This is a genomic window from Spirosoma montaniterrae (assembly GCF_001988955.1).
GTDB classification, from domain to species: Bacteria; Bacteroidota; Bacteroidia; order Cytophagales; family Spirosomataceae; genus Spirosoma; species Spirosoma montaniterrae.
The window spans coordinates 2526397-2539807 of sequence record NZ_CP014263.1 but is presented as its reverse complement, the minus strand read 5'-3'; the positions used below and the strand labels follow the sequence as shown (position 1 = coordinate 2539807).

Below are 13411 nucleotides of genomic sequence, written 5' to 3'. Positions count from 1 at the left end.
TTATGCGAACGACTACGCTTACATTTAGTGGCTTGCTGGCCGTAATGACGGCTTTGCTGGCTGGCTCGTGTCAACCTGAATCGGAGACCGATGCCGTGCTGGAAGAAGGAGCCTATAAGCTCATTCAGACGCAGATTTTCGACAAATCGTGCGCTACCTCGGGTTGCCACGCGTCAGAACAGGATGCCGATTTTCGGCAACACGGACTGGTACTCTCTGCCGGGAAATCGTACGATAACCTGATCGGTAAATTGCCCAAAAATACAGCCGCTAAAGCCAACGGTATGCAGTTGGTTGCGCCGGGTAACGTAGCGAATAGTTTTCTGTTCAGCAAAATCAACTGTACGGGTGCGTCGCTGCTGGCGGGTAAGCAATACGGTAATCCAATGCCACTGGGAGCAGAAGGGCTAACATCGGGACAGATCGATTTTGTACGTAAATGGATTGAGGCCGGTGCGCCCCGTTCGGGAGGCCCGGTCGATGCTGCACTCATTGCCAATAACATACCGTTGTGTGGTTCTGTATTTAGTGGCCCATTTGCCGCCCTTGAGCCGCCAAAAACTGACGAAGGGCTGCAACTCCACCTGGAACCATTCGAGGTGGCGAATACCTACGAGCGCGAACTGTTTGTGCGGAAAGCTGTTGGTAACGCAACGGAGTTGTATATCAACCGCGTGCAGTCGCGGATGCGGCCCGGTAGTCATCATTTTATTCTGTACGACTGGAAAAACCCAAACTCGCTGCCACCTCTGAATCAGATTCGCGATCTGCGAAACCCGGACGGCAGCAATAATCTACTTACATTCCTGAGTATGCAGAATCACGTTTTCTGGGCCGGGACGCAAACGCAGGAGTACGACTACCGTTTTCCAGAAGGTATTGCCCTACGTATTCCGGCCAATTATTCGTTCGATTTTAACTCGCACTACGTTAATAAAACGGCGGGTAAGATTCCAGGCGAGGTGTACGTGAACCTGTACAAGATGCCCAAAGAGCAGGTGAAGATTGTGGCAAACGCGCTTAATCTGGGCAATGAAAGCTTCTCCCTGCCAGCGGGTCAGCGCACGGTCATAAGCAAAACGTTTCGGTTTGGCAATAACACGAAAGTGCTGATGCTGACGTCGCACACCCACAAACTGGGCGAAAAGTTCATCGTTAAAATTGCTGGCGGCCCGCGCGATGGCGAAGTGGTGTATGAAAGCACTGACTGGGAACACCCGCTCATTAAAACGTTCGCGCAACCGCTTGTTTTTCAGAAAGGAGAGGGCCTGACCTCGCAGGTGACGTATAATAACACCACCACCAAAACCGTTCGTTTTGGTCTAACAAGCGAAGATGAGATGGACATCATTTTTGGCTATTATTACGAACAATAACGTATGCTTCGACGACTGCCACCTATTGTTGCCTTTGTATTCGTAAGCATGATTGGTATTTGCATTGGCACGGTAGTGGGCCTGGCAAACGAATTTATGCAACAGCCCTTCAGTGCCACCAATGCCATTGTCTGGCTGTTTCTGATGCTGGTTAGTGGCGGTATCATCGGGCTAATTACGCTCTATGCCCGTAGCCGAACTGATTAAACAAGACAACATAATGCGTACAACCGCTATCACATCTCTGCTTCTTGTCGCGACGCTAACGGGGGGCTTTATGGCCTGTAAATCCGATAATCCGGCTTCGGCAACGAGCGGTCCTGTCTCGTTTGTGTTTGACAACGTGGTTGGTAATCAGGATTTAAAGCTCGCCACAGGCGTGTATCAGAACGGAGCTGGCGAATCGTTTACGCCAACGGCATTCAACTACTTCGTTAGCAATATCACGCTGACGCGGGCCGATGGTAGTCAGTATGTGGTACCGCAGGACAGTAGCTACTTTCTGATTAAAGAAGACGTTCCGGCCACGCAGCGTATCACGCTCCGCAACGTGCCGTTTGGCGATTATAAAGCCATGTCGTTTGTGCTCGGCGTCGATAGCCTGCGGAGTACGATGGACATCAGCCGCCGAACGGGCGTTCTCGACCCGGCAGGCGACCATACGAGCGCGAGCGGTATGTACTGGTCGTGGAATTCGGGGTATATTTTTCTGAAACTTGAGGGAACGTCGCCAAGTGCGCCCGTCAACGCAACGGGTAACCGCAACTTCCGGTATCACATCGGCTTCTTCGGTGGTTATAGCACCCGTACTATCAATAACCTGAAAACTATTCGCATACCCTTTGGTAGTGACGTAGCCACGATTGCTCCCGGTCGTGTGCCTGTTGTAACGCTGCAAGCCGACGTGCTGAAGGTTTTCGATGGGGTTAAACGGATGAGTATCAACGCTAATTCCGAAATTATGGTGTCGCTGCTGTCGGCTGATGTTGCCAACAACTACGCGCAGATGATGACCTACAAACGTATCACTACCGCAACAAATTAAGCAGACGTTAGCTTATGCACCGCTGGAAGCTCATCGGACTATTGGCAAGTGCGGGCCTGTTTGCCTGTGTGGTGTCGTGCCAGCCTAATGAATCGGGTGGGGTAGGGCCGGTTAAGCCCGACCCGTCGCAGCCCGTTGAGTATAAGCCCACACCATTTCCGTGGAAAAAACCGGCTAACTTCCCGGAGCCGATCTATAAATTTTCGAATAACCCGCTCACGGTTGAAGGTGTAGCACTGGGCCGGGCGTTGTTTTACGACGACGCGTTATCGGCCAACGGCACCGTTAGCTGTGCATTTTGCCATCAGCAAAGTGCGGCCTTCGGGCATACCGATCATGCACTGAGCCACGGTATTAACGATAAAATCGGCACCCGTAACGTACCCGCAGTACAGAACGCAGCTTTTTACAGTTCATTCTTCTGGGATGGGGGCGTTGTCGATCTCGATTTGCTGCCAATCAATCCTATCGAAAACCCGGTCGAAATGGGTCATAACATGCCCGCTCTACTGAATGCGCTGCGGAAAGGTAATAGATATAGACCTTTGTTTCAGGCTGCCTTCGGTTCGGATTCCATTACATCGGCGCGATTCCTGAAAGCTATGTCGCAGTTCATGCTGACGATGGTGTCGGCCAACAGCCGGTACGATAAGTACGTGCGAAAAGAAGCCGGGGGCGAGTTGACGCCGGGCGAACTGAGCGGCCTGACGTTGTTCAAACAGAAGTGCGCGGGTTGCCACGCGGGTGAGTTGTTTACCGACCAACGCTTTCGGAACAATGGCCTGAGCCGCGACCTCAACAAAGACGAAGGCCGTTCGCTGGTCACGCTTCGACCCGAAGACAAATACATGTTCAGAGTACCGAGTCTGCGGAATGTTGACCGCACTCCGCCCTACATGCACGATGGCCGATTCTGGACGCTCGATCAGGTGCTCGATCACTATACAACAAACCTACAGGACGTTCCCGAACTCGATCCGCTGCTGCGTCAAAACCAAACGGGCAAACCGGGCATTTCGCTCACGGTCACTGAAAAACAACAGATTATCGCCTTTCTCCGAACGCTGACGGATACAGAGTACATTTCAGACAGACGGCTGGGGCCACCTACATTCTGAACCATGATTCGTCGGATTATGCTGATCGACTCTGATTTTATTGATTTACCGCCGAAGGCGGCAATCAGAGTCGATCAGCATAATCCGACGAATCACAGTTCAGACCTTTTGATGCTGCCGAATGTTTATCAGGTGGGTAATAACCAAACCGGCTGATGCTGCGTAGCCGAGGTATTCAAACGCTTCGTTTACGTCTTCAAGCACAATAGCTGCGGCAAAAATCAGCAGAAAACTCCACAGCGCGCGTTTGATAGCGGGCGATGCGTGGTGCCGGGTGGCAAAATAAACGGCGATGACGTTAACGCCGATGAAAACATAATCTAAACTCAGATAGCCAAAGCGCAATTGCTCATTTTGTAGCAATGCCGTTGTCATCAGCAAAACAGGGGTGATCAAACAGTGAACAACGCACAGGACGGAGCCGGTGATGCCGATATAGTCGGCTTTGCGGGAGAGGATTTCTGTTTTCATAAGCCAATGCAAAAATACGATGCGCTCGGTTATCGTATTCCACACCAACCAACTTTTTTGCAACAAAGTTGCGAATTCTTACAAAACGGCAGTGTGCTGCCAGCGTGTGAGGCCAACGTCAGGCCCAAATCATGCTCAAAACCCCCATGAGCATGATGATCTTGCAGAGGTTGCTCAAATACCCGAACGCACGTCGGGTATCGGCGTAAACAAGCCGGTAGGTCAGGTAGGAAACAGGAGCGAGGAGAATGAGAAAAATAACGTCGAGTTTTGGGTTATTGAGCGAACCCGCAGTCAGAAAAAGAGTCATAACAAACGAACCAATCAGTACGTAGAGCAGGTACTTGGTCCGGCGTAGCCCCCACACAATGGGCAGGGTGCGACAACCAAACCGGGCGTCGCCCCGAACGTCTTCCATGTCTTTGATAATCTCGCGCACGAGTGTAATACCAAACGAAAACAGCGCGTAAATCAGCAGCATGTCGGCATTTTGGCGATAATATACAGCCAGCACAATCAGCGATAGTGCCGTCAGGAGCGAGATTACCAGATTGCCAACCACCGGCTGCCGCTTAAAATTAGCTGAATAAAACCAGAGCAACCCCGCCGACAGTATGTTGACCAGAAAAACCCATTTGCTTAGATAAAGCCCAATTAAACAGCCAAGTACGTTCAATGCCTGATGGGCAACCAAAGCCACCCGACGTTTCAGATACCGGCCAATCACGACCCGTTTGGGCTTATTGACCAAATCGATCTTGATATCGAAGTAATCGTTGATAATGTACCCCGCTGCGGCAATACAAACCGTTGCAAACGATAGCAGCCAGATGGTACGGTCGGTGAGAAGTCGGAGCCAGTCTTCTTTCGGGCCAACCAGAAAAATACGCGCCAGAAATTGCGTCAGCACCACAATCAGCAGGTTTTGCACCCGGATGAGCCGCAAAAAGCCCAGGGCAAACATCGGAAACGAAACGGGCTGACGCACGACCATGCTTGTTTTTTGACAAAGGTAAGGGATTCTTTTCAGCCCGATTTGGTGTTGCTATACCAAACCGCCCCTGCCATCAGGCTCTTCTGTATGAAAATCGGTATTGTGTGCTATCCTACGTTTGGGGGAAGTGGCGTTGTTGCTACTGAACTCGGCAAAGCGTTAGCGAAAAACGGCCACCAAATTCACTTTATTACCTATCAGCAGCCGCCCCGGCTCGATTTTTTCAACGAAAACGTTTACTACCACGAAGTCAACATTCCGTCGTATCCGCTGTTTCAGTACGCGCCTTACGAATCGGCCCTGACCAGCGAGATGGTAAATGTGGTTCTGAATGAAGATGTTGACCTTCTGCACGTTCACTACGCTATTCCGCACGCATCGGCAGCTTATATGGCGAAAATGATTCTGCGGTCGCAGGGGCGTAATGTGCCGGTTGTTACTACGCTGCACGGAACTGATATTACACTCGTCGGCAAAGATGCGTCGTATGAGCCGGTTGTAACGTTCAGCATTAACGAATCGGACGGGGTTACGTCGGTATCTGAAGATTTACGGCGGGATACGTACAAGCATTTCAACGTCCATCGCGAGATTGAGGTAATTCCAAACTTCATTGACCTGAATCGGTTTAAACGACAACAGAAAGATCATTTTAAGAAAGCGATCTGTCCTAACGGCGAAAAACTGATTGTGCATACGTCAAATTTCAGACGTGTGAAGCGTATAGACGACGCCGTGATGACATTCTATCATGTGCAGCAACAAATCCCTGCCAAACTCCTGCTCGTGGGCGACGGTCCCGAACGCGCCCGCATCGAACGGCTCGTGCGCGATCTGAGTATCTACGATCAGGTGCGGTTTCTGGGGAAGTTAGACGCCGTAGAGGAGGTGCTGTCGGTAGCCGATTTGTTTCTGATGCCTTCTGAGAATGAGAGCTTTGGCCTGGCAGCCCTCGAAGCAATGGCCTGTCAGGTGCCGGTTATTTCGTCGAACGTCGGTGGCTTGCCAGAGTTGAATATACAGGGTGTAACGGGTTTTATGAGCAACGTAGGCGACGTTGACGATATGGTACGTAACGCCCTGTTTGTATTGTCGGACGAGCAGTTGCCAATCTTTCAGGAGAATGCTCTTGCCCGTGCCAAAGAATTTGAACTGTCGCGCGTTTTGCCCCGCTACGAAGCACACTACGAACGAGTTATATTAGCGATGAGTGATGAACGATGAGTGATGAACGGTCCGCCGTAGCGGTTCGCTGACGCGAAAGAACTCATCACTCATCGTTCATCACTCATCACTCCAAACCTATGAACCCAAACATACCTCAAACCGACCGGAAACGCGTAGTCATTGTAGGCGCGGGGTTTGGTGGCCTTAAACTGGCCCGGAAATTAGCCGACCGCAAAGAGTTTCAGGTGGTGCTGCTTAACCGCTATAATTACCATGAGTTTCAGCCGCTATATTATCAGGTGGCTACTGCCGGGCTGGAGGCCAATTCGATTCTGTTTCCGCTGCGGGCCGTTTTTGGTAATTGCAAAAACGTGCATATCCGCGTCACGAACGTAACAGGTGTTCGACCGGCTGATAAAATCGTGGATACTGAGTTGGGCCCGATTGCTTACGATTATTTAGTGGTGGCAACGGGGGCCGACACTAATTTTTTTAATCAGCAGAACATCATTGAAAAAGCGTTGCCGATGAAATCGGTGGCCGAGGCCATTGCCCTGCGCAACCGAATGCTCCAAAACTTTGAAGATGCGCTCGGCGTTGAAACCGAAGACGAGCGCGAGGGGCTGATGGACGTGGTGGTGGTGGGCGGTGGGCCAACGGGTGTTGAGCTTTGTGGTACGCTGGCCGAAATGCGCCGAACGGTGTTGCCCCGCGATTACCCTGAACTCGATTTCATGAAGATGGATATTTACCTGGTCGAGTCGGGGGGGAGTTGCTGGGGCCGATGTCGAAGCAGTCGCAGGAGCATTCGCTGAATTATTTACAGGAACTGGGCGTAGTGGTAAAGCTCAATACACGTGTCAAAGACTTCGACGGAAAGATCGTAACCATGAACGACGGGTCAACACTACGGACCAATAACCTGATTTGGGCGGCTGGCGTGAAAGCCAACCCGCTGAATGGTTTGCCGCCAGAGGTGTTGGGGCGCGGTGGGCGGGTGCTGGTAAACCGCTACAGTCAGGTGCAGGGTTTCACTGATGTGTTTGCTATTGGCGATGTGGCGCTGATGACCGAGGAGAAATGGCCGAATGGACACCCGCAGGTAGCGCAGCCTGCCATTCAGCAGGGGCGGCACCTGGCAGCAAACCTGACCCGGTGGGTTCGCGGAGAGCCTGCCAAAGAGTTTGTTTACCGCGACCTCGGCACAATGGCAACCATTGGGCGTGGGCTGGCGGTTGTCGATTTACCCTGGTTGAAATTTCAGGGCGTACTGGCCTGGCTAACGTGGCTGTTCGTACACCTGATGGCAATTGTGGGCGTAAAAAACCGGCTGTTCATTTTCATTAACTGGATGCTTAACTACCTGACATACAATAATTCGCTGCGGCTGATTATCCGGCCCAAAATGCCGAAGGGCAATATGGCGCACATGCAGGAAAAGCTGTCTGACCAGATGGAAGTCCGGCAACCGGTTCAGGCTTAGTCAACTCCTTTTACTAAATCAGTGTTAAAAATCAATTTTCCCCGTAATTTCGCGGCAGTGCTATAGAATACAACAGTATGAAATCGTCAACGGAACAACTGCAAACAATGGCTGGTCATGGTAAGACCCGGCCCAGGAACAGCGGTACGAAACAACTTTTTGATAATCCAATTCTGGAAGCTCTTTCGCGCACGCACATCATGGTGCCCATTAGCATGTGGCTAACGCTTTCGGCCTTTTTAGGCTGGTACGCTTTCACCCATACAGACATGAACTACGCTACCATTGCGGCTTTGTTTGGGTCGGGGCTATTCGTGTTTACGTTATTTGAGTACATATTGCACCGCTACCTGTATCATTTGGCTCCAACTACGCCCCAGCGGGCCAAAATTCAATACACGTTTCACGGCGTTCACCACGAGTATCCGAAAGACAAAACTCGTTTGGCAATGCCCCCGGCGTTGGCAATTATTGTGGCGGCTGCGTTTTTTGGTTTGTTTTTTCTGATGATGGGCGAGGCTGCCTACGCGTTCTTTCCGGGCTTTCTGGTAGGCTATTCGGGCTATCTGGCTGTGCATTTCATTGTACATGCCTACGCTCCGCCGAAGAATTTTTTCAAGCAGTTGTGGGTTAACCACAGCGTTCATCATTACAAAAATCCCGAAAGTAACTACGGCGTATCATCGCCCCTGTGGGATTACGTGTTCAGGTCATTTCAGAAATAGTGCCTGTAAGTCGTTTCTCTGATTAAACTTCAGCCCAGCTTTGGTTCAATCCACAGCGCACTAAAAACGATCAGTAGTAAAGTCAGCCAAAGCCAGTTCGGTACTGTTTGTGCCACTGGTTTCTGGCTGGCCTTACTGTTTGAATGAGCGTGGGCATGCACAAACCGGCGCACGGTCTCGCGCTGAAAAGCAGGGTCTGTTAACCGCCCGTTGCTAAATGCCTCCACCGAATCAGCAACGGTTTGCCAACCGGCTTTCCCTGGCAAATATGTACCCGCAAAGGTTATCTCGTTAAGCGGAACTGGGTTTAGCGCAAGTGTGTCGGGCCCCGTTCGCAGTGTTGTCAAGGACGTTTTACCAGCGTATGTTAGTCGTATCGGCTGAGCCATACGATTGTAAAATGGCGCGTTGGCAAACAAGGCGTTTGTCTCGTTCGGATACAGCCGGGCCAGCACAGCCGTCCAGATGCTGGCATAAGTCAAACTGTCACCACTGAGCGCGAGTGGGTAGGTCTCGTTGACTAAGCTGATGCCTACACGGCCCGTTGGGGTTTGTTGAACAGCAACCGGGTAGCCTGAACTCATAAATTGATTCGGAGCATCTGCAAAGCGATAGGGCAGGGCCGTTAGTCCGTTGCCAGCCGGTATGGCCGGTTCCGTCGAGATTCGGCGCACGGTCCAGCGGCTTCCGGTAGCACGGCCAATGGTTCGACAATCCGCTTCAGCATTGGTCAGGTTAATGAATAATACGGCCCGCCCGTCGGCTACGGCTTTGCGTATGGCTGAATTAGTAGCGTTGGCAGGGTCAGTTATGAGGATGTCTGGCGTTGCGTTCGTTTCGTTCGGATTGATGCGAAGGTCGCGGCTGATGTTTTTGGACAAGGTAGTTATTAGTTGAACGGTGTGCCCGTGTCGCCCCAGCCAGTCGGCCAGCGTTTTGCTTTCAAAATCAGGGTTGTTAAGCAAAAATTGAACGGTCAGTGGTTTCAGCGGACGACCAAAAAAGCGAATTGTATCGACAACGGTTCCGTTTACGGCCAACTCGACCGCTGTTCTTCCCCGCGCAAATGCCGGAAATTGCAGCGCAAATGCATTTTCGCCTGCCTGCAATAGCAGACTGTCTATCGTGCGGTTGCCAAAACGAACGGCCAGTCCCTGTTTTTCAGGAACCACGACCCGGCCCGTAAGTCGCTGTAGTTCGCCCTCGCGCAACACGGCTTTCCAGCGTACATCGAATGGCTTGCCGGGCGCGTTGTAGGGCACCCACCGCAGGGTTACGTTGCTCAGGCCGGTCAGGGTTTCGGTCGGAAAATCCTGCCCCAGCAGCGTAACAGAGTCGTAACCGGCTTTAAACGTCCGGGCCGTAAAATCAGCCTGAATGCCGAGACTGTCTTTGACCTGCGAGACTACTGCTCCCGGCACCTCATCGCCCACCAGCAACGCGTGTTTGGCAGGGTGACTCACAGGCCAGGCCGGTTGCCAGACGTAGGCCATCACTACCAGCCACAGCAGCACGTTCAATCCTGACCGCAGCCATTTTCGGCCTGTTGGCAGCGTTTTGTTCCGAACCAGCAGCGTAATTTGCAGGAGAAGGAGTAGAGCGAGGGAAATGGTTAGAAGCATGTTTACAAGTTACGCCAAAATGCCTGCTCCAGTTTTCGGTTGCTGTCGTAGCCCGACCGGCTGCGTTCCGACGAACCCGCCAGCGTGTAGAGTTTGGTTTTCAAGCTCGTTTTTTCGGGAACTGACAACGCTTTGCCGCCGACTAATTTTTGCAGCGACGCCAGCACCGACCAGTTCGGCAACCCGCTGTTGAGCACCGGATTTGCGAGCGCATTGCCGAGTTGCTGAACCGTTTGCCGCTGCCCGGCAGTCAGTTGGGGTAGGTCAACGAAACCCAGCACTGCCGACGCCATTGATTCGATGCGTTGCTGCGTGAACGAGCGGGTTTGTTTGGTAGTCGGGTCAACGTTGATGAGTTCGCCCGTCAGCCGGATTTCTTTTTCTTTGATAGGGGGCGGGTCGAAGCCAGTTTTGCGAACATACGACCGGGCTTTTTGCTGCGACAATTTCAGATATTCCAGAGCTTTACGCTCAAAGGGCAGGGCTTTTTCGGGTTCGTAAAGCCGCAGATGCAACTCTGATTGCCACATGTTTTCGAGGGCCATTTTCAGCAGAGACCGCGTCGATTGCTCATGAAACGTATTCGTTTCGGCATCGTCGTGGCTGTGTACATATTGCTCCATCAGGGCAGCTACAGGGTCTTTGTCGTCTGCCGATGGCCCACCGCCGTGGCTATGCCCGTGGTCGTGTCCGGCGTGGCTACCTGTCGGTGTGCTATGATCGCCTTCGCCCTCGTCGTGCTTGTGCATGTACTGCTGCATAGCCGCGAAGCCAACCACCACGTCGCCGTCGCGGTCGGTGGGCAGGGCATCGCCCCCGCCGATGGATTTTTCAAATTCTTCGCCCAGAAACTGTCCGTAGCGCAGCCGCAGGGCTTTCTGGTCGAAGCCAATTTCATTGGACGAACTCTTGAACGCTTTTTCTGGAATGCGTTTACGACCCGCAATCAGCTTTTCGGTGTCGATGATAATCTGTCGCTGACTCCGAAAATACTCTGGCATAATGTTCACGGCCATCGTTGCCAGCTCGGTTTCGTCCAATATCGTTGTGTCTTTATAGACCACAAAATACGTGTCTGACTTGGTAAAATTCGGCTCCGGCTGTCGATTATCGAACGCGGCCCAGTAATAATACAACTCATCGCCCGGAGCGAAATTGAGTGCGTTCAGGTCAATAGTTTTCGACAGCCGCGCTTCCCGGAAGTTAGCCCGGCCAACCGGCATCCTGACCTCGCGAAATTTCACATTCTCGCCCGAACCCCGCGCCACCGTTGCCACAATAAACGCCTGTGATACGCTGAAATCGTCGGAGATTTTGGCTGCAATAGTCAGCGTTTTCGGGTCACGCAGATAATGAAACGTGTACAGTTCTTTGGAGCCGGGTTCAATTTTAGGAGCCAGATCGGGCGTGGCTTCGAGTCGGTAAAAGTCTGACTGATAAACAAGCGAATCTCGTTTAGATGACATTTGCCAATACGCTTTTATGGCATACAGGCCGGAGTTCAGGAGTTGGTCTTTATACGAGAAGCCATCGCCCGTTTTCCGAAATGGTATTTCCTGACCCCGGCTATTCACCAATTTTACCGACAGGTTTTCAACACGGCTAAACCGAACCTGCCACGTTAGCACCGAGCCGACGAGGGCAGTAGCGTTGAGGTCGCGGGTGTTGCGCTGCGGCAGGCGGGTGTAAGCAGGCGGCTGAATCTGTAACGTAGCCGACCGAAAGGCTGGTGGCTCATCGGGCTTTTCGGGGAGTTGTTTCTCAACGAAAAGCATCTGTTTCATCGGGTTGTTGGTGGGGGTGGTTTTCAGGTACGGAAGTCCCAGAAAAGCCAGCAACCCGATTCCCAACGCCAGCGCATACGGCCCGATTTGTTGCCACAACACGCCCGGCACCCGACTATCGCGAATTTGCCCGGCGTGGATTCGCCCGGCCAGCCGTTCGAGTTGTAGTTGTTCGGCGATGTTTAGATCACTTTTGTCGAGCAGTGGCAGGCTGTATTCGGCGTCGCCTACGGTTTGGTGAATGTATTGAACAGCCAGTGGTTTTTTTGATTCAAACAACTTCGTCACCCATGCGCCAACCGCCAGTCCTGCCACGCCCGCGCCCACGGGCCAGCCCCACGGCCCCCCAAACGCAGCTACCAGCAGATAAGCCGCTCCGCCGAGCAGCAGACTGCGTAGCAGGGCGTTGGCATGGAGCCGATACGTAACCGACGAAAGGGCGCGTTGGAGTTCATTCATGCGTTTTTAGTGAGGGCCAGCCAGCGTTCAAGTATCAGTACAACGATAAAAAAGAGGGTTAGCGCGTGTTGCAGCCCCGCCTGCCGGGCCGGTTCGGGTTTAGTTGTCGGTACAAACAGCGTCTTCAGGGCGCGTTGGCTGAGCGGTTGCCGGTTTTGCCACACACCGTAATGTCGTAAAATCTGTTCGCCCAGCCATTCGGGTAGTTGCCCGGCAGCCACTCGCTCCGATGTTTGAGGTATTAGCGTTTCGTTCGTAACAATCACGTTATCTGTGGTCGGCGATGCCACTATGTCCGAAACGATGTAAAGCGTTTGCGGGTTCGCAGACACGGGAAGGTGGTCGGTCAGCATCAGGTCGTAAGACACGTTAGGCTGGGGTTTGTCATCTGTAGCAAAATCGAATCCATACACATCGGTTAAGGCTTGCAACGCAGCCCGAACGCTCTGATGTTCAGCAGCTTTAATATAGTTGAGCAACACACGAATTGGACCTGTGTGCGCCGGTTGTGTCTGAAAACGAATACCCTGATTAGGTCCGGTTTGGCTCATGAGTTGCCCGTTATGGGCTACAAACAGGCGTTTAGATGCCTGACCAATCAGGTAGGCTTTCGGCTGCGGGGCTGAATCAACAACGGTGTGCAACTGAAACCGTTTCGGCACAGTAATGGCTGGTGCGTCGGCCCAGATTGGGTCATTAACGAGGTACAGATGCAGTTGGGCGTCGGTGGTGGGCAGTGCGTTGATGGCCGTTTGCAGAGCCAGCGGGTTCGTAAACGATTCGGTGTCAACGACGCGCTCGTTTTGTTGGCGGGCCTGTTCCAACTCAAACCGAAACGCATTCAGTACGGCAGCGTTTGGCTGAACTAAATGAATTTGCTCAACAGTTTTGCGCTGGTTCAGCCAGTTCAGTAGTGGTTGTGCCAGCATAATCGCCAGCACAATCAGCAGCAGACAGCGCAGGAGCAACAGCCATAGGTTATCGAGCCGAAGTCCCCGGCTTTGTTGCTGTTCGCGTTCGGCGAGCCAGCGCATAGCCGCCCAGGGCAGGGGCTTGCCCCGCTTCTGGTGCCAGAAGTGAATCGCAATCGGAATCACAACGGCAAGACTGGCCCACAAAAAAGCTGGTTCAATAAACATAAATTATGACACAGAGATGCACAGAGGA

The 13411-nt window shown here is 52.4% G+C and carries 11 protein-coding genes and 1 pseudogene; 7 read left to right on the top strand and 5 right to left on the bottom strand.

Going from position 1 to position 13411, the window contains the following annotated elements:
• Positions 1-2: 2 nt before the first annotated feature.
• Genes AWR27_RS11105 through AWR27_RS11090 form a run of 4 tightly spaced genes read left to right on the top strand, consistent with a single transcriptional unit; the run spans position 3 to position 3539 of the window.
• Positions 3-1376: a monooxygenase gene (locus AWR27_RS11105; protein ID WP_077131237.1), complete on the top strand. Its 1374-nt coding sequence runs from the start codon at positions 3-5 to the stop codon at positions 1374-1376.
• 3 nt (positions 1377-1379) lie between these two features.
• Positions 1380-1583: a hypothetical protein gene (locus AWR27_RS11100; RefSeq protein WP_077131236.1), complete on the top strand. Its 204-nt coding sequence runs from the start codon at positions 1380-1382 to the stop codon at positions 1581-1583.
• Between the two features lie 13 nt (positions 1584-1596).
• Positions 1597-2421 (top strand): MbnP family protein, encoded by an 825-nt coding sequence (locus AWR27_RS11095; RefSeq protein ID WP_077133929.1) that lies wholly within the window; start codon positions 1597-1599, stop codon positions 2419-2421.
• 14 nt (positions 2422-2435) lie between these two features.
• Complete coding sequence (locus AWR27_RS11090) at positions 2436-3539, top strand: cytochrome-c peroxidase (RefSeq protein ID WP_077131235.1); 1104 nt, start codon at positions 2436-2438, stop codon at positions 3537-3539.
• A gap of 99 nt (positions 3540-3638) precedes the next feature.
• Here AWR27_RS11090 and AWR27_RS11085 read toward each other — a convergent pair whose 3' ends face one another.
• The gene (locus tag AWR27_RS11085; RefSeq protein WP_077133928.1) at positions 3639-4010 is read right to left on the bottom strand and encodes a MerC domain-containing protein; all 372 of its coding nucleotides are present in this window, start codon (positions 4008-4010) and stop codon (positions 3639-3641) included.
• A gap of 118 nt (positions 4011-4128) precedes the next feature.
• Positions 4129-5004 carry a geranylgeranylglycerol-phosphate geranylgeranyltransferase gene (locus tag AWR27_RS11080; protein ID WP_077131234.1) on the bottom strand — a complete coding sequence of 292 codons (876 nt, stop codon included), beginning with the start codon at positions 5002-5004 and terminating at the stop codon, positions 4129-4131.
• An 87-nt stretch (positions 5005-5091) separates the two neighbouring features.
• Here AWR27_RS11080 and bshA point away from each other — a divergent pair, with 87 nt between their 5' ends.
• The 3 genes and pseudogenes from bshA to AWR27_RS11065 all read left to right on the top strand — a co-directional run bounded on the left by bshA (position 5092) and on the right by AWR27_RS11065 (position 8379).
• On the top strand, positions 5092-6228 hold the full coding sequence (gene bshA, locus AWR27_RS11075) for an N-acetyl-alpha-D-glucosaminyl L-malate synthase BshA (RefSeq protein WP_077131233.1): 1137 nt from the start codon (positions 5092-5094) through the stop codon (positions 6226-6228).
• 80 nt (positions 6229-6308) lie between these two features.
• Positions 6309-7654, top strand: a pseudogene (locus tag AWR27_RS11070) (NAD(P)/FAD-dependent oxidoreductase).
• Between the two features lie 77 nt (positions 7655-7731).
• Positions 7732-8379, top strand: a complete 648-nt coding sequence (locus tag AWR27_RS11065; RefSeq protein ID WP_077131232.1) for a sterol desaturase family protein — start codon at positions 7732-7734, stop codon at positions 8377-8379.
• Between the two features lie 29 nt (positions 8380-8408).
• Here AWR27_RS11065 and AWR27_RS11060 read toward each other — a convergent pair whose 3' ends face one another.
• From AWR27_RS11060 to AWR27_RS11050, 3 genes are read right to left on the bottom strand one after another with little or no spacing between them, the layout of a single operon-like run.
• Positions 8409-10001 carry a hypothetical protein gene (locus AWR27_RS11060; RefSeq protein WP_077131231.1) on the bottom strand — a complete coding sequence of 531 codons (1593 nt, stop codon included), beginning with the start codon at positions 9999-10001 and terminating at the stop codon, positions 8409-8411.
• A gap of 2 nt (positions 10002-10003) precedes the next feature.
• Positions 10004-12244 carry a hypothetical protein gene (locus AWR27_RS11055; protein WP_077131230.1) on the bottom strand — a complete coding sequence of 747 codons (2241 nt, stop codon included), beginning with the start codon at positions 12242-12244 and terminating at the stop codon, positions 10004-10006.
• Positions 12241-13383: a BatA domain-containing protein gene (locus AWR27_RS11050; protein ID WP_077131229.1), complete on the bottom strand. Its 1143-nt coding sequence runs from the start codon at positions 13381-13383 to the stop codon at positions 12241-12243. The genes AWR27_RS11055 and AWR27_RS11050 overlap by 4 nt, the downstream gene beginning before the upstream one ends.
• Between the last annotated feature and the right edge of the window lie 28 nt (positions 13384-13411).

Coding starts and splice junctions, on each gene's coding strand:
- AWR27_RS11105 (WP_077131237.1), top strand. CDS start 3: ATGCGAACGACTACGCTTACATTTAGTGGCTTGCTGGCCGTAATGACG.
- AWR27_RS11100 (WP_077131236.1), top strand. CDS start 1,380: ATGCTTCGACGACTGCCACCTATTGTTGCCTTTGTATTCGTAAGCATG.
- AWR27_RS11095 (WP_077133929.1), top strand. CDS start 1,597: ATGCGTACAACCGCTATCACATCTCTGCTTCTTGTCGCGACGCTAACG.
- AWR27_RS11090 (WP_077131235.1), top strand. CDS start 2,436: ATGCACCGCTGGAAGCTCATCGGACTATTGGCAAGTGCGGGCCTGTTT.
- AWR27_RS11085 (WP_077133928.1), bottom strand. CDS start 4,010: ATGAAAACAGAAATCCTCTCCCGCAAAGCCGACTATATCGGCATCACC.
- AWR27_RS11080 (WP_077131234.1), bottom strand. CDS start 5,004: ATGGTCGTGCGTCAGCCCGTTTCGTTTCCGATGTTTGCCCTGGGCTTT.
- bshA (WP_077131233.1), top strand. CDS start 5,092: ATGAAAATCGGTATTGTGTGCTATCCTACGTTTGGGGGAAGTGGCGTT.
- AWR27_RS11065 (WP_077131232.1), top strand. CDS start 7,732: ATGAAATCGTCAACGGAACAACTGCAAACAATGGCTGGTCATGGTAAG.
- AWR27_RS11060 (WP_077131231.1), bottom strand. CDS start 10,001: ATGCTTCTAACCATTTCCCTCGCTCTACTCCTTCTCCTGCAAATTACG.
- AWR27_RS11055 (WP_077131230.1), bottom strand. CDS start 12,244: ATGAATGAACTCCAACGCGCCCTTTCGTCGGTTACGTATCGGCTCCAT.
- AWR27_RS11050 (WP_077131229.1), bottom strand. CDS start 13,383: ATGTTTATTGAACCAGCTTTTTTGTGGGCCAGTCTTGCCGTTGTGATT.